22 protein-coding genes and 1 pseudogene are annotated in these 13,562 nt (G+C 41.6%); 3 read left to right on the top strand and 20 right to left on the bottom strand.

The annotated features are described in order from the left end of the window. Positions 1-6: 6 nt before the first annotated feature. The 20 genes and pseudogenes from rpsE to ACK2M2_RS01170 all read right to left on the bottom strand — a co-directional run bounded on the left by rpsE (position 7) and on the right by ACK2M2_RS01170 (position 9,527). Positions 7-504, bottom strand: coding sequence for a 30S ribosomal protein S5 (gene rpsE / locus ACK2M2_RS01265; protein ID WP_409509993.1), 498 nt, complete (start codon positions 502-504; stop codon positions 7-9). Between the two features lie 2 nt (positions 505-506). Next, a complete protein-coding gene (gene rplR / locus ACK2M2_RS01260) occupies positions 507-857 on the bottom strand; it encodes a 50S ribosomal protein L18 (protein ID WP_004869518.1) in 351 nt (116 codons plus the stop codon). Positions 858-871: 14 nt separating this feature from the next. Continuing rightward, positions 872-1,405, bottom strand: coding sequence for a 50S ribosomal protein L6 (rplF, locus tag ACK2M2_RS01255; RefSeq protein ID WP_409509992.1), 534 nt, complete (start codon positions 1,403-1,405; stop codon positions 872-874). Between the two features lie 13 nt (positions 1,406-1,418). After that, the gene (rpsH, locus tag ACK2M2_RS01250) at positions 1,419-1,814 is read right to left on the bottom strand and encodes a 30S ribosomal protein S8 (RefSeq protein WP_409509991.1); all 396 of its coding nucleotides are present in this window, start codon (positions 1,812-1,814) and stop codon (positions 1,419-1,421) included. Between the two features lie 12 nt (positions 1,815-1,826). After that, a complete protein-coding gene (gene rpsN / locus ACK2M2_RS01245) occupies positions 1,827-2,132 on the bottom strand; it encodes a 30S ribosomal protein S14 (protein ID WP_166322118.1) in 306 nt (101 codons plus the stop codon). Between the two features lie 9 nt (positions 2,133-2,141). Next, positions 2,142-2,678 carry a 50S ribosomal protein L5 gene (rplE, locus tag ACK2M2_RS01240; protein WP_409509990.1) on the bottom strand — a complete coding sequence of 179 codons (537 nt, stop codon included), beginning with the start codon at positions 2,676-2,678 and terminating at the stop codon, positions 2,142-2,144. Between the two features lie 16 nt (positions 2,679-2,694). Further along, positions 2,695-3,012: a 50S ribosomal protein L24 gene (gene rplX / locus ACK2M2_RS01235; RefSeq protein ID WP_409509989.1), complete on the bottom strand. Its 318-nt coding sequence runs from the start codon at positions 3,010-3,012 to the stop codon at positions 2,695-2,697. Between the two features lie 11 nt (positions 3,013-3,023). After that, positions 3,024-3,392: a 50S ribosomal protein L14 gene (gene rplN / locus ACK2M2_RS01230; RefSeq protein WP_004725701.1), complete on the bottom strand. Its 369-nt coding sequence runs from the start codon at positions 3,390-3,392 to the stop codon at positions 3,024-3,026. A 94-nt stretch (positions 3,393-3,486) separates the two neighbouring features. After that, complete coding sequence (gene rpsQ, locus ACK2M2_RS01225; RefSeq protein ID WP_409509988.1) at positions 3,487-3,744, bottom strand: 30S ribosomal protein S17; 258 nt, start codon at positions 3,742-3,744, stop codon at positions 3,487-3,489. Continuing rightward, entirely contained in the window at positions 3,741-3,938 is a 198-nt protein-coding gene (gene rpmC, locus ACK2M2_RS01220) for a 50S ribosomal protein L29 (protein WP_409509987.1), read from the bottom strand. Before rpmC ends, rpsQ begins: the two co-directional genes overlap by 4 nt. After that, positions 3,938-4,351 carry a 50S ribosomal protein L16 gene (rplP, locus tag ACK2M2_RS01215; RefSeq protein WP_409509986.1) on the bottom strand — a complete coding sequence of 138 codons (414 nt, stop codon included), beginning with the start codon at positions 4,349-4,351 and terminating at the stop codon, positions 3,938-3,940. Before rplP ends, rpmC begins: the two co-directional genes overlap by 1 nt. Then, positions 4,291-5,107, bottom strand: a pseudogene (gene rpsC / locus ACK2M2_RS01210) (30S ribosomal protein S3). The gene rplP and the pseudogene rpsC overlap by 61 nt, the downstream one beginning before the upstream one ends. Position 5,108: 1 nt before the next feature. Beyond that, positions 5,109-5,438 carry a 50S ribosomal protein L22 gene (rplV, locus tag ACK2M2_RS01205; RefSeq protein WP_086179951.1) on the bottom strand — a complete coding sequence of 110 codons (330 nt, stop codon included), beginning with the start codon at positions 5,436-5,438 and terminating at the stop codon, positions 5,109-5,111. 9 nt (positions 5,439-5,447) lie between these two features. Next, a complete protein-coding gene (gene rpsS / locus ACK2M2_RS01200; RefSeq protein WP_004281508.1) occupies positions 5,448-5,723 on the bottom strand; it encodes a 30S ribosomal protein S19 in 276 nt (91 codons plus the stop codon). A gap of 19 nt (positions 5,724-5,742) precedes the next feature. Next, the gene (gene rplB, locus ACK2M2_RS01195; protein ID WP_409509985.1) at positions 5,743-6,567 is read right to left on the bottom strand and encodes a 50S ribosomal protein L2; all 825 of its coding nucleotides are present in this window, start codon (positions 6,565-6,567) and stop codon (positions 5,743-5,745) included. Between the two features lie 11 nt (positions 6,568-6,578). Continuing rightward, a complete protein-coding gene (gene rplW, locus ACK2M2_RS01190; RefSeq protein ID WP_409509984.1) occupies positions 6,579-6,899 on the bottom strand; it encodes a 50S ribosomal protein L23 in 321 nt (106 codons plus the stop codon). Continuing rightward, positions 6,896-7,498 carry a 50S ribosomal protein L4 gene (gene rplD, locus ACK2M2_RS01185; protein WP_409509983.1) on the bottom strand — a complete coding sequence of 201 codons (603 nt, stop codon included), beginning with the start codon at positions 7,496-7,498 and terminating at the stop codon, positions 6,896-6,898. The genes rplW and rplD overlap by 4 nt, the downstream gene beginning before the upstream one ends. Positions 7,499-7,509: 11 nt before the next feature. Beyond that, on the bottom strand, positions 7,510-8,148 hold the full coding sequence (gene rplC / locus ACK2M2_RS01180; protein WP_409509982.1) for a 50S ribosomal protein L3: 639 nt from the start codon (positions 8,146-8,148) through the stop codon (positions 7,510-7,512). Between the two features lie 60 nt (positions 8,149-8,208). Next, positions 8,209-8,520 (bottom strand): 30S ribosomal protein S10, encoded by a 312-nt coding sequence (gene rpsJ, locus ACK2M2_RS01175; RefSeq protein ID WP_004725677.1) that lies wholly within the window; start codon positions 8,518-8,520, stop codon positions 8,209-8,211. Between the two features lie 278 nt (positions 8,521-8,798). Further along, positions 8,799-9,527, bottom strand: a complete 729-nt coding sequence (locus ACK2M2_RS01170) for a type 1 glutamine amidotransferase (protein ID WP_419345872.1) — start codon at positions 9,525-9,527, stop codon at positions 8,799-8,801. A 180-nt stretch (positions 9,528-9,707) separates the two neighbouring features. Between ACK2M2_RS01170 and ACK2M2_RS01165 the strand changes: the two genes are divergently transcribed. The 3 genes from ACK2M2_RS01165 (at position 9,708) to ACK2M2_RS01155 (ending at position 13,456) form a co-directional block, all read left to right on the top strand. Continuing rightward, the gene (locus tag ACK2M2_RS01165) at positions 9,708-10,901 is read left to right on the top strand and encodes a PLP-dependent transferase (protein ID WP_419345871.1); all 1,194 of its coding nucleotides are present in this window, start codon (positions 9,708-9,710) and stop codon (positions 10,899-10,901) included. 39 nt (positions 10,902-10,940) lie between these two features. After that, a complete protein-coding gene (locus ACK2M2_RS01160; protein ID WP_419345870.1) occupies positions 10,941-12,524 on the top strand; it encodes a helicase HerA-like domain-containing protein in 1,584 nt (527 codons plus the stop codon). 170 nt (positions 12,525-12,694) lie between these two features. Beyond that, the gene (locus ACK2M2_RS01155) at positions 12,695-13,456 is read left to right on the top strand and encodes a globin domain-containing protein (RefSeq protein ID WP_419345869.1); all 762 of its coding nucleotides are present in this window, start codon (positions 12,695-12,697) and stop codon (positions 13,454-13,456) included. Positions 13,457-13,562: the final 106 nt, after the last annotated feature.

Below are 13,562 nucleotides of genomic sequence, written 5' to 3'. Positions count from 1 at the left end.
GATTGATTACCCTTGAATTTGTTCTACTGAAAGGCCACGTTTAGCAGCAACTTTCTCAGGAGAAGTCATGTCACGCAAACCATTAAAAGTAGCGTTCACAACGTTAGCTGCATTTGTAGAACCGTAGCACTTAGTCAATACATTACGTACGCCAACTGCTTCAAGTACTGCACGTACTGAACCACCAGCAATTACGCCTGTACCTTCAGATGCAGGTTGCATGTAAACACGGCTTGCACCGTGACGTGCATTGATCGGGTGCTGTACAGTACCATCAACAAGATCAACAGTGATCATGTTACGACGCGCAGCTTCAAGTGCTTTAGAAATAGCAGCTGGAACTTCACGTGCTTTACCACGACCAAAACCTACACGACCATTACCATCACCCACAACAGTTAATGCTGTGAAAGAGAAGATACGACCACCCTTAACAACTTTGGCTACACGATCAACGGCAACCAGCTTTTCAACAAGACCTTCGTTTTGTTCAACTTTAGCCATGATTAGAACTCCAAGCCGTTTTCACGAGCAGCATCAGCCAAGGCTTTGATACGACCATGATATTTAAAACCAGAACGGTCAAATGCTACTTTAGTAACACCAGCAGCTTTCGCGCGCTCTGCGATTAAAGCACCTACTTTAGTAGCAGCATCTACATTACCTGTAGAACCACTACGTAAAGATGCATCCAAAGTAGAAGCTTGCGCTAATACTTTGCCACCATCCGCAGAAATAACTTGAGCATAAATGTGACGCGGTGTGCGGTTTACACACAAACGAGTCGCACCCAATGCACGGATGTGCAAGCGTGTGCTTTTCGCACGACGCAAACGGGATTGTTTCTTTTCGTTCATAAGAACCTCGCGCCTTATTTCTTCTTAGCTTCTTTACGAAGTACAACTTCGTCAGAATAACGAACACCTTTACCTTTATACGGCTCTGGTGGACGATATCCACGGATATCTGCAGCTACTTGACCAAGCAAATGTTTGCTTGCTGATTTCAAAATGATTTCAGTTGCAGTAGGAGTTTCAGCAGTTACGCCTTCAGGAAGAGCGTAATCAATCGGGTGCGAAAAACCAAGGTTAAGATGTACAGTTGTACCTTTAACCGCAGCTTTATAACCAACACCGATAAGCTGCAACTTACGTTCGAAGCCTTCGCTAACACCTTTTACAAGGTTATTTAACACAGCGCGAGCAGTACCAGCTTGCATCCAAGAATCTTTCGATTCTGAAATTGGAGCAATTTGAAGTTTACCTTCTTCCTGTTTAAGCTCGACCAGCGCATGCAGGTTGAAAGACAACGTACCTTTGCTGCCTTTCACTTCGACCTGCCGGCCGTTCTGAGTAACTGTTACACCATTCGGTACAGTTACTGGGGCTTTAGCCACACGAGACATGAGGAATCACCTATTAAGATACAAAAGCAATAACTTCACCACCAACGCCTGCAGAACGTGCAGCGCGATCAGTCATGATGCCTTTGCTTGTAGAAACAATTGCAATACCTAAACCTTGCTTAACGCTAGGAAGGTTATCTTTACCGCGATACTGACGTAGACCTGGACGGCTTACGCGTTTCACAGTTTCAATAACTGGTTTGCCTTCATAGTATTTTAACGTAATTGTTAAAGTTGCTTTACCTTCAGCATCAGCAACTTCTACGTTAGAAATATAACCTTCTTGTTGAAGTACGCTAGCAATAGCAACTTTCAACTTAGAATTAGGCATAGAAACAGTTTGTTTTTTAGCCATTTGTGCGTTACGAACACGTGTTAGCATGTCGGCAACGGTATCTTGCATACTCATTTATAGTGCTCCTTACCAGCTTGCCTTAACAACGCCCGGTACATCACCTTGCATAACTGTTTCACGCAATTTGTTACGGCTTAAGCCAAACTTACGGAAATAGCCATGTGGACGACCAGTTAAACCACAACGGTTACGTAGACGTACTGGAGATGCATTACGTGGTAATGCTTGAAATTTCATCATCGCTTCAAAACGTTCTTCATCTGTAGCATTTACGTTTGCAATAATTGCTTTTAATTCAGCACGTTTTGCAGCGTATTTAGCAACAGTAGCTTCGCGTTTCAACTCGCGATTAATCATACCTTTCTTAGCCATATCGACCTCTTATTTGAACGGGAAGCCGAATGCACGCAATAGCGCACGGCCTTCGTCATCGGTGCGAGCAGTCGTAGTAACGGTAATATCCATACCACGAATACGATCAATCTTATCAAAATCGATTTCAGGGAACATAATCTGTTCCTTAAGACCCATTGAATAGTTACCACGACCATCGAATGATTTCGCAGAAAAACCGCGGAAGTCACGAATACGAGGAATCGCAATAGAGATCAAACGGTCTAAGAATTCGTACATACGTTCGCCGCGTAAAGTTACTTTACAACCAATCGGCCAACCATCACGGATTTTAAAACCTGCGATTGATTTACGAGCTAATGTAAGAACTGGTTTTTGACCAGCAATAGCTTGCATATCAGATAAAGCACCATCAAGGAGTTTTTTGTCAGCTGCTGCTGCGCCAACACCCATGTTGATCGTGATTTTAGTAATGCGAGGAATTTCCATCACATTCTTAACACCTAAAGTCTCTAATAATTGAGCTTTAAGTTCGTCGTTATAACGTGTTTTAAGTCTGGCCATAGCCTATTTCAACCTATTACTTCGCCGCCGCCACTGATTCACCATTTGATTTATAAACACGAGTTTTCGCGCCTTCAATCACTTGGTAACCAACACGGTCAGCCTTTTGGGTTGTAGCATTAAAAATTGCTACGTTTGAAATATGAAGCGAAGCTTCTTGTGTAACTACAGCGCCTTCAGCACCTGTTGCACGATTCGGCTTTTGATGCTTCTTAACCAAGTTAAGGCCTTCAACCATAACGCGGTCATTTGAAACAGACAAAACAGTACCTTGTTTGCCTTTTTCTTTACCTGCGATCACAATTACTTGATCGCCTTTTCTAATCTTAGCCATGATTGCCTCTATTATAGAACTTCAGGAGCCAATGAAATGATTTTCATGAACTGTTCAGTACGAAGTTCACGAGTCACTGGTCCGAAAATACGAGTGGCAATCGGAGCCTTGTTGTTGTTCAAAATAACTGCAGCATTATCATCAAAACGGATCACAGAACCATCTGGACGACGAATACCGAATTTAGTACGAACTACAACTGCATTCATCACGTCACCTTTTTTAACACGGCCACGTGGAATTGCTTCTTTTACAGTAACTTTAATAATGTCGCCAACAGAAGCATAACGACGATGTGAACCACCTAGTACTTTAATACATTGTACGCGGCGAGCACCACTGTTGTCTGCTACGTCTAGCATACTTTCGGTTTGAATCATTGCCCTACTCCAAAACCGAGTCGCATCACCGGTCGCAATTTCGAAAGGCTCAAAGAGTACTCGAAATTGACCAATGATGCAACCAGAACGTTAATTACTCAGCAGCAGCTTCAATCACTTCAACTAAAGTCCAAGACTTAGTTTTAGACATTGGGCGGCTTTCTTTGATAGTTACAACATCACCAGTTTTAGCTGTGTTGTTCTCATCATGAGCGTGTAATTTAGTTGAACGGCGAATTGATTTGCCATACAACGGGTGTTGAACGCGGCGTTCAATAAGTACAACGATAGATTTTTCCATCTTGTCGCTTACTACTTTGCCTGTTAACGTGCGAACTGTTTGCTCACTCATTGTCCGTTCCCCTGTTTTTCGGTAAGGAGTGTCTTGATGCGTGCAATAGTTTTACGAGTAACCGCAACTTCATGCGATTTACCCAATTGACCAGTTGCTTTCGCCATGCGAAGACGGAATTGGTTAAGCTGTTGCTCATCAAGCAAAGCTGTCAATTCTTCTACCGATTTTTCACGTAGATCTTTAGTTTTCATTACATCACCGTCTTAGTAACGATAGTGGTTTTGAAAGGAAGTTTAGCTGCAGCAAGCTTAAATGCTTCTGTAGCCAATTCATCACTAACACCATCCATTTCGTACAAGATCTTACCTGGTTTGATTTGGCAAACCCAGTATTCCACAGAACCTTTACCTTTACCCATACGAACTTCTAATGGTTTTTCAGTAATTGGTTTATCAGGGAAAACACGGATAAAGATCTTACCACCACGTTTTACACGACGGCTAATTGTACGACGCGCTGCTTCAATTTGACGCGCAGTCATTTGACCACGTTCAACTGATTTAAGAGCAATAGTACCAAAAGAAATAGTGCTACCGCGATGCGCTAGACCAGTGTTACGGCCTTTTTGTACCTTACGAAATTTAGTACGTTTAGGTTGCAACATGGATTATTCTCCTTTTTCAGCAGAACGATCATTGCGACGACCACGACGCTCCTGACCTTCACCACGACCACGACCGCGTTTAGCTGGACGATCTTCTGCAGGAGCAGGGTTCATGACTTGTTTCATGCCACCTAAAATCTCACCACGGAAAATCCAAACTTTAACACCAATCGTACCGTAAGTTGTTTCAGCGCGCATAGTAGCATAGTCGATGTCAGCACGAAGTGTATGCAAAGGTACACGACCCTCACGATACCACTCAGTACGAGCAATCTCAGCACCGCCTAGACGACCTGAAACTTCAACTTTGATACCTTTAGCACCAGCACGCATAGAATTCTGAACCGCACGCTTCATAGCACGACGGAACATTACACGCTTTTCTAATTGAGAAGCAATTGCTTCAGCAACTAAACGAGCATCTAGGTCTGGACGGTCGATTTCATTGATGCTTACTTGCGCAGGAATACCCATAATTTGAGTAAGTTCACGCTGTAATTTCTCAATATCTTCGCCTTTTTTACCGATAACGATACCAGGACGAGCTGTGCTAATAGTTACTTTAGCAGCGCCAGTAGGACGTTCGATAAGAATATTGCTGATCATCGCGCTTTTAAGTTTTTTAGTTAAAAACTCACGAACTTGAAGATCTTTAAGCAAATATTCAGCGTATTGTTTCGGACTCGCATACCAGTTGGCGTTATGACGTTTTACAACACCAAGGCGGATACCGATTGGATGAACCTTCTGACCCATATCAAACCCCTACCTTAACGGTAATGTGACAAGTACGCTTAGTAATACGATCTGCACGGCCTTTAGCACGTGGCATAATACGCTTAAGGCTAGTGCCTTCATCAACGTAAATCGTAGAAACTTTAAGGTCGTCTACATCTAAACTGTTATTATGTTCAGCGTTTGCAATCGCAGATTCCAATGCTTTTTTAACTAAAACTGCAGCTTTTTTGTTGCTGAAGTTCAAGATGTTAAGCGCGTGAGCAACTGATTTGCCACGGATTAAATCTGCAACCAAACGAGTTTTTTGTGCCGAGATAGCGGCACCGCGTAATTTAGCAGTAACTTCCATCATAGCACCTTAACGTTTAGATTTCTTGTCAACACCGTGACCACGATAGGTACGAGTTGGCGCGAATTCACCGAGTTTATGACCAACCATGTGTTCAGATACAATCACTGGAACATGGTTACGGCCATTATGGACAGAAATTGTTAAACCAACAAAATCCGGGAGGATCATCGAGCGACGCGACCAAGTTTTGATCGGCTTACGGTTATTAGCCGCGATAGCCGCTTCAACCTTAGCGAACAAGTGCGCATCGACGAATGGGCCTTTTTTCAGAGAACGAGGCATTGTCAGATTCCTTTACTTGTTACTTAACGCGACGGTCGCGAATGATCATCTTAGTCGTACGCTTATTGGTACGTGTCTTGTACCCTTTAGCTTTTTGACCCCATGGGCTTACAGGTTGAATACCTTTGTTACGCCCTTCACCACCACCATGTGGATGGTCTACTGGGTTCATCGCCATACCACGAACGGTAGGACGAACGCCACGCCAGCGAGATGCACCTGCTTTACCAAGTGAACGAAGGTTGCTTTCTGAGTTAGATACTTCACCTAACACAGCGCGACATTCAACGTGTACTTTACGCATTTCGCCAGAACGTAGACGAATAATTGCGTAAGAACCGTCACGACCCAACAACTGAGCAGAAGTACCAGCAGAACGTACTAACTGTGCGCCCTTACCAATTTTAAGCTCGATGTTATGAAGTGTAGAACCGATTGGCATATTACGAAGTGGTAAGCAGTTACCTGGACGAATTGGAGCATCGTTACCAGACTGAACTTTATCACCAGCGCGCAAACCTTTAGCAGCGATGATATAACGACGCTCACCGTCAGCATAAAGCACAAGTGCAATATGTGATGTACGGTTAGGATCGTATTCAATACGCTCTACAGTTGCAGGAATGCCATCTTTATTACGTTTAAAGTCAACAAGACGGTAGTGCTGTTTATGACCACCACCTACGTGACGAGTCGTAATGTGACCGTTGTTATTACGACCACCAGTACGTTTTTTAGCTTCAACCAACGGTGCATGCGGTGCGCCTTTGTGAAGGTGGTCATGAACCACTTTCTCTACAAAGCGACGTCCCGGAGACGTTGGCTTACATTTTTGAATCGGCATAATCTTCGTCCTTATTCCGCTGCGGTTTCAGCGGTATCGCCCAAGTCAGCCATTTCAACATCTTGGCCAGCTTTCAGGGTGACGTATGCTTTTTTAACATCAGAACGACGTCCTAATGTTTTACCAAAGCGTTTTGTTTTCCCTTTAGTGATCGTCGTGTTAACTTTAACAACTTCGACACCAAATAGTTGCTCAACAGCTTTTTTGATTTCAAGTTTGTTTGCGTTAATAGCAACTTTAAAAACTTGAACACCAGCAGTTTCGCCTAAAACTTGTGCTTTTTCTGAGAATACAGGTCCTTGAAGGACTTGATAGATACGTTCGTTGTTCATCCGAGTTCTACCTCAATTTTCTTAGCAGCAGCTACAGACATAACAACTTTGTCGAACGCGATCAAACCAACAGGATCGATCCCAGCAGCATCAACCACATCAACATGTGGAATGTTACGTGCAGCTAAATATAGATTTTCATCTACAGCTTCAGTAACGATTAATGCGCGAGTAGCGTTCAAGTCGTTAAGCTTTGCAAGCAATTCTTTAGTTTTAGGAGCTTCAACAGAGAACTCTTCAACCAAAATAAGACGATCCTGACGAACTAGTTCAGCAAGGATACATTGCATTGCACCGCGGTACATTTTACGGTTAACTTTTTGAGACCAATCTTGTGGACGAGCAGCAAAAGTCTTACCACCACCAACCCAAATTGGGCTACGAATAGAACCAGCACGCGCACGGCCTGTACCTTTTTGACGGAAAGGTTTTTTACCACCGCCAGATACTTCACCACGTGATTTTTGAGCTTTAGAACCTTGACGGCCACCAGCTAAATATGCTGTTACTACTTGGTGAACAAGTGCTTCGTTAAAGTCACGACCAAACGCAACTTCAGACAACTCAACAGCTGAACCGGAAACAGTATTTAAATTCACAATATTTCCCCTCAGGCCTTGATCGTAGGACGAACGATAACGTCGCCACCGGTAGCACCAGGAACCGCACCTTTAACAACTAGAACTGAACGTTCTGTGTCGATAGAAACGATTTCAAGACCCTGTGTAGTTACGCGTTCAGCACCTAAATGGCCAGCCATTTTTTTGCCTTTGAATACGCGACCAGGTGTCTGGTTTTGACCAGTAGAACCTAAAACACGGTGAGAAAGTGAGTTACCGTGAGTTGCATCTTGCGTACGGAAGTTCCAACGCTTAACACCACCTTGGAAACCTTTACCTTTAGATTGACCAGTTACGTCAACAATTTGACCCACTGTGAACAATTCAACGGTAAGAGAACCACCAACTTCACGACCTTCAAGATCAGCTTCTGTAGCGCGGAATTCTTGAACTAGACGACCAGCAGCAACACCAGCTTTCGCAAAGTGACCTTTCTGAGCGTTAGTTACGCGAGATTCGCGACGTTCACCAGTAGTGATTTGAATCGCTTGATAACCATCAGTTTCAAGCGTTTTGATTTGAGTGATACGGTTAGGATCAACCTCAATCACTGTTACAGGTACAGAAACACCAGCATCTGTAAAGATACGTGTCATACCGCACTTGCGACCGACTAAACCAATAGCCATGTGCATAAACCTCTAAAAAAGCGGCCTAATTAACTTAGAGCGTTAATTAACCCGAAAGCCTTAACCCAATGCGATCTGAACATCAACACCAGCTGCAAGATCCAACTTCATCAACGCATCTACAGTTTTGTCTGTAGGTTGAACGATGTCGATCAAACGCTTGTATGTGCGGATTTCATATTGGTCACGCGCATCTTTGTTTACATGCGGTGATGTCAAAACGTTAAAACGTTCGATACGTGTAGGCATAGGGATTGGACCACACACCTGTGCACCTGTACGTTTTGCTGTTTCTACGATCTCTTGAGAAGATTGATCAATTAAACGGTGATCAAAAGACTTAAGACGGATACGAATTCTCTGGTTAGACATACCAGTTAACTCCAAGCCAAATATATAAAGAATCACTCCTGACGCATCTCACCCCACTAAAAAAGGATAAGTGTCAAGAGCAGTGAAAATCACTATGGTCATGATCGATGCCATGACTGTAACGATATCTGAACGACGTTATTTGCCATTCAGCCCATCATATTGAAGGGTCACTTATTATAGCGACTGTTTAACACTTAAGCAAACGCTATTGCCATTTTTTCCCATATTTTAGTGAATTAATTGTAAGCTATCACTTTTCTGTATAGTCATTGCCTTTAAGGCTGTAGCACATATTCAATTGCACGATTCAATAATTGATGCCCTGGAATAAATGCAGTTTTATCTGACCGCTCCAGATCTCTTAACGACTGCTGATTTTTCCCATAAAAAACATTTTGTTCTTCTTCATGTGCAACAAAAAGCTTTAAAGCTTGTGGTGTAATTTCAGGATGAAATTGAAAACCAAGTACATTGTTCCCAATTTGATACACTTGGTTATGACACACACTATTTTCCGCCAACCGAATTGCACCCTTTGGAAGGTCAAACGTTTCGCTATGCCACTGCATTACATCAACATGCTCAGGCAACTGAAAGTCACCTTCTTTACAATACAGGCTTTTAAAAACTCTAGTCCAACCAATCTCTTGAGTGTGGTGTCTGTGTACATTTGCACCCAATGCACTTGCAATGAGTTGCCCCCCCAAACATAAGCCTATAGCAGGTTTTGATGATGCTAAGTACCGTCTAAGCCAACGCTTTTCTATGCGTAACCATGGGTAATTAGCTTCATCATTCACACTCATTTCCCCTCCCATAATCATTAATAAATCAACATCTTCTATGTTGGGTAATGCTTCAATTTCCAGCTTAAAATCTTTAGGTAATGCAAAAAATTCGGTTGCACTAATTTCAGCTCCTTGTTGTTTTAGATATTCATAGCAACTGCCAAAACCCTCACCTGCAATATGTTGAAAATAATGTACTTTTAACTTTTTCATCATGTTAGACCCTATTCTTGTTATTTCATTTGAGATTAAAAATATTCATTGTTCTAATGCATAGTGCAAAAACGAAGCCAATATTTTGAATGGTGATAAATTTTCACAATTTAATTCTTTGCTCCGTGAATTTAATGTGCTTTTCTTTCATAAATATTTGTTTTCTAAAATTTAGAGTTTTCTGTGAAATATAATCATCAAACGGCTTTAATTCATTCACCTCGCAAAGCACCTCAATATATTGCGACAGTTCAACCGCCTTTATTTCGTGCATCGACTATTATTTTTAAAAATACCGATGCACTGTTTAATCGCCATTGGACGGATGCTTATGACTATAGTTATGGTACACATGGCACACCCACTACTTTTACTTTAGGCGATCATATTGCTCAAATAGAAGGCGGAAAATATTGCCTGCTTGCACCAAGTGGTTTGTCTGCCATCAACCTCGTCAATTCTTGCTTTTTAGCGCATGGTGATGAAGTGTGGGTCTCAGATAACATTTATGGCCCCAATATGGAGCATTTGCGCAATCTTGAAATGCGCTATGGTATTACCGTCGAAGTCTATAACCCGATAGATATTGAATCATTTCAACCCACAGAAAAGGCGAAATTAATTTGGTTAGAAGCGGCTGGCTCAGTGACTTTAGAGTTTCCCGATTTAATCAATTTGGTTCAAAAAGCCAAAGTGCACAATATTCTGACTGCTCTCGATAATACTTGGGGGGCAGGACTTGCCTTTAATGCTTTCGACTTTTCAAGCGAACATTTAAGTGTAGATGTAACCGTGCATGCACTGACTAAATATCCAAGTGGTGGTGGTGATATTTTGATGGGTTCAGTGGTGACACGGGATGAAAAATTGCATCATCAATTATTCCGTATGCACGCCATTCAAGGCATCGCGATTTCAGGTGATGATGCAGCACAAGTTCAGCGTAGTCTTTCATCAATGCAACTACGTTATGAGCATCAATCTGCTTCAGCGATTACGCTGTTAGAATGGCTTAAAACTCAACCTGAGTTTGCACAAGTCCTCCACCCTGCCGATACAGACAATATTAGTCATCGTTTTTGGAAAGACACTTGCCAAACAGCGCAAAGTGCAGGGTTAGTCAGTGTTATTTTTAAACCTGAATATGATATGAGCGCCATTCGTTCATTTTGTGATAATTTATCATTATTCAAACTTGGTTTTAGCTGGGGTGGTCCAGTCAGCTTAGTGATGCTTTATAACCTCAAAGATATGCGTCATTTGGATACTCCACATTTAAAACAAGGTTTATTGGTGCGTTTTTGTATTGGTCTTGAACATCCACAAGACTTAATTCAAGATATCACCACAGCACTACATCATATGAAAACAAAATAAGCAGCGACATCAACGGAATAATCACAATAGGAACCGTACATGAGCACACCAATCGTTATTGCAAAAAAAACGTCAGATACTACACAAGATATTGTTTTACATTCACAGTTTGCTAACCGCCACGGTTTGATCGCAGGAGCAACAGGAACTGGAAAAACCGTAACATTAAAGGTACTTGCCGAAAGTTTTTCTCGTATAGGTGTGCCTGTATTTTTGGCAGATGCTAAAGGTGATGTTTCAAGTATTGCCAAAGCAGGCAGTAGCAATGCTAAGTTTGATGAGCGTATTAAAAGTTTAGGTATAAATGCTGTCCCATTCGCAGCATCTCCAACCATTTTTTGGGATTTATTTGGTGAACAAGGGCATCCTATCCGAACCACTATTTCTGAAATTGGCCCTTTGCTTTTAGCACAAATGCTCAATCTAAATGAAACACAAGAAGGTGTACTTTCTGCGGTGTTTCGTATTGCAGATGACCAAGGTTTACTACTAATTGATTTTAAAGATTTAAAATCAATGCTGACTCATGTCAGTGAACATGCAGCCGAATTAAAAGCTGAATATGGTAATTTATCTCCTGCGAGCTTAGGTGCAATTCAACGTAATTTGCTCGCATTGGGTGATCAAGGTGCAGATCGCTTTTTTGGTGAACCTAGCCTCGATATTATGGATTTTATTCAAACCGATCCTAATGGTCATGGTTACATTAACTTATTGGCTGCCGACAAGCTCATGAATACCCCGAAACTCTATGCAACATTTTTATTATGGATGCTGTCTGAGTTATTTGAAAAATTACCTGAAGTCGGTGATATGGATAAACCTAAATTGGTATTCTTCTTCGATGAAGCCCATTTACTGTTTGACAATGCAAGTCCTGCGTTACAAGAGAAAATTCAACAAGTTGTACGCCTCATTCGTTCTAAAGGCGTAGGTATTTATTTTGTTACACAAAGCCCTTTAGACATTCCTGAGAATGTTCTTGGACAATTAGGTAACCGTGTGCAACATGCTCTCCGTGCTTTTACTCCAAAAGATCAAAAAGCCGTAAAAACAGCTGCGGATACGTTTCGTGCCAACCCAACCTTCAAAGTCGATGAAGCCATTACTGAACTTGCAGTAGGTGAAGCCCTTATTAGCTGTCTAGATGAGCAAGGGACACCGCAAATTGTAGAGCGCGGCATGGTTATGCCTCCCTACTCTGCATTTAATCCCATTACCCTAGATGAGCGTAAAGCACTCATGGCTCAAAGTATTGTTGCTGGTGTTTACGATCAAATTGTTGATCGTGATAGCGCTTTTGAAATGTTACAACGTAAAGTCAGTGAAAATGAGCAACAGCTTGTTGCATTGCAAGTCGCAACTGAACAAGCCAAACAACTTGAGCAAATGCAAAAAGAACAAGCCAAGTTTCAAGCCAATATGGAAAAACAACAAAATAAAGATCAAGAACGCCTAGAAAAACTTCAAGCTAAAGAGGAAGAGAAAGCCGCTGCAGCACGCGCAAAAATAACACAAGATGTACTTGGTACTTTTGCAAAAAGTGCAGCACGTAGCTTAGGTGGTAGTACTGGGCAAAAACTAGTTCGTGGTCTATTAGGTTCATTATTTGGTGGGCGCTGACCTTTTTTTATTTCACCAATAAACACTTCATTTTAAAAAGCTTAAATTAAGGATAAACATTATCCTTAATTTTTTTATGCCTTTTTTACAACAAAGTTATTGTACATTTAAATATAAAGATGTATTTTAAATACATCTTTTAAATAGCCAGACAACAAGAGGTCCAGCAAATGACTCCTGAACATATTGAACTTGTAAAATCAACTGTTCCTGTATTACGTGAAAATGGTGTTGCTTTAACAAGCTACTTTTACAACCGCATGTTAAACAACCATCCTGAGTTAAAAAATATCTTTAACTTAGATAGCCAAAATTCTGGTCGCCAACCAAGAGCTTTAGCTGCTGCGGTTTTGGCGTATGCGGAACATATCGAAAATCCATCTGTTTTAGCCAAAGCAATTGAACACATCACCACAAAACATGTCAGCTTAGATATTCAACCTGATCAATACGCGATTGTGGGTGAGAACCTTTTAAACTCAATCAGTGAAGTTCTCAATGTACCGATGGATTCTGAACTGATTGCCGCATGGAAAGTTGCATATTTACAATTGGCAGATATTTTAATTGGTGTTGAAAAACAAAAATATGAACGCTTAGCGACACAAAATGGTGGATGGGCAGGATGGCGCGACTTCACTATTAGTGACATTACAGCGACTGAACATGGGAAGCGCTTTACGGTTAAAGCAAGTGATGGTTTAACTATTATAACCGCACCTGCTGGTCAATTTATTTCGGTAAAAGTTAAAGTACCTGGACAAGAACTACAGCAACCCCATCAATTCATCTTACTTTCAGGTGATGAACAACAGTACCAATTTGAAGTAAAAACAACCGACAATCCAACCGAGTACTCAGTTTCAGATATTTTACTGAATCAATATAAAGTCGGCGATCAAGTTCAACTCACCGCTCCACAGGCAAAATAAGACTTTTCTATCTGCATTTAAATAGCCATAAATCGTAAATTTCAACTGAAAGCTCCCGAAAAGGGAGCTTTCAGGCTAAAATAATACAAACTACCAAGTCGCATCG

It is taken from the genome of Acinetobacter sp. TY1 (assembly GCF_048551395.1).
Classification (GTDB): Bacteria; Pseudomonadota; Gammaproteobacteria; order Pseudomonadales; family Moraxellaceae; genus Acinetobacter.
This window is presented reverse-complemented; position numbering and strand designations above follow the sequence as displayed.

Excerpts from the sequence above, each read along its gene's own strand:
- rpsE (WP_409509993.1), bottom strand. The coding sequence starts at position 504 with ATGGCTAAAGTTGAACAAAACGAAGGTCTTGTTGAAAAGCTGGTTGCC.
- rplR (WP_004869518.1), bottom strand. The coding sequence starts at position 857 with ATGAACGAAAAGAAACAATCCCGTTTGCGTCGTGCGAAAAGCACACGC.
- rplF (WP_409509992.1), bottom strand. The coding sequence starts at position 1,405 with ATGTCTCGTGTGGCTAAAGCCCCAGTAACTGTACCGAATGGTGTAACA.
- rpsH (WP_409509991.1), bottom strand. The coding sequence starts at position 1,814 with ATGAGTATGCAAGATACCGTTGCCGACATGCTAACACGTGTTCGTAAC.
- rpsN (WP_166322118.1), bottom strand. The coding sequence starts at position 2,132 with ATGGCTAAGAAAGGTATGATTAATCGCGAGTTGAAACGCGAAGCTACT.
- rplE (WP_409509990.1), bottom strand. The coding sequence starts at position 2,678 with ATGGCCAGACTTAAAACACGTTATAACGACGAACTTAAAGCTCAATTA.
- rplX (WP_409509989.1), bottom strand. The coding sequence starts at position 3,012 with ATGGCTAAGATTAGAAAAGGCGATCAAGTAATTGTGATCGCAGGTAAA.
- rplN (WP_004725701.1), bottom strand. The coding sequence starts at position 3,392 with ATGATTCAAACCGAAAGTATGCTAGACGTAGCAGACAACAGTGGTGCT.
- rpsQ (WP_409509988.1), bottom strand. The coding sequence starts at position 3,744 with ATGAGTGAGCAAACAGTTCGCACGTTAACAGGCAAAGTAGTAAGCGAC.
- rpmC (WP_409509987.1), bottom strand. The coding sequence starts at position 3,938 with ATGAAAACTAAAGATCTACGTGAAAAATCGGTAGAAGAATTGACAGCT.
- rplP (WP_409509986.1), bottom strand. The coding sequence starts at position 4,351 with ATGTTGCAACCTAAACGTACTAAATTTCGTAAGGTACAAAAAGGCCGT.
- rplV (WP_086179951.1), bottom strand. The coding sequence starts at position 5,438 with ATGGAAGTTACTGCTAAATTACGCGGTGCCGCTATCTCGGCACAAAAA.
- rpsS (WP_004281508.1), bottom strand. The coding sequence starts at position 5,723 with ATGCCTCGTTCTCTGAAAAAAGGCCCATTCGTCGATGCGCACTTGTTC.
- rplB (WP_409509985.1), bottom strand. The coding sequence starts at position 6,567 with ATGCCGATTCAAAAATGTAAGCCAACGTCTCCGGGACGTCGCTTTGTA.
- rplW (WP_409509984.1), bottom strand. The coding sequence starts at position 6,899 with ATGAACAACGAACGTATCTATCAAGTCCTTCAAGGACCTGTATTCTCA.
- rplC (WP_409509982.1), bottom strand. The coding sequence starts at position 8,148 with ATGGCTATTGGTTTAGTCGGTCGCAAGTGCGGTATGACACGTATCTTT.
- rpsJ (WP_004725677.1), bottom strand. The coding sequence starts at position 8,520 with ATGTCTAACCAGAGAATTCGTATCCGTCTTAAGTCTTTTGATCACCGT.
- ACK2M2_RS01170 (WP_419345872.1), bottom strand. The coding sequence starts at position 9,527 with ATGATGAAAAAGTTAAAAGTACATTATTTTCAACATATTGCAGGTGAG.
- ACK2M2_RS01160 (WP_419345870.1), top strand. The coding sequence starts at position 10,941 with ATGAGCACACCAATCGTTATTGCAAAAAAAACGTCAGATACTACACAA.
- ACK2M2_RS01155 (WP_419345869.1), top strand. The coding sequence starts at position 12,695 with ATGACTCCTGAACATATTGAACTTGTAAAATCAACTGTTCCTGTATTA.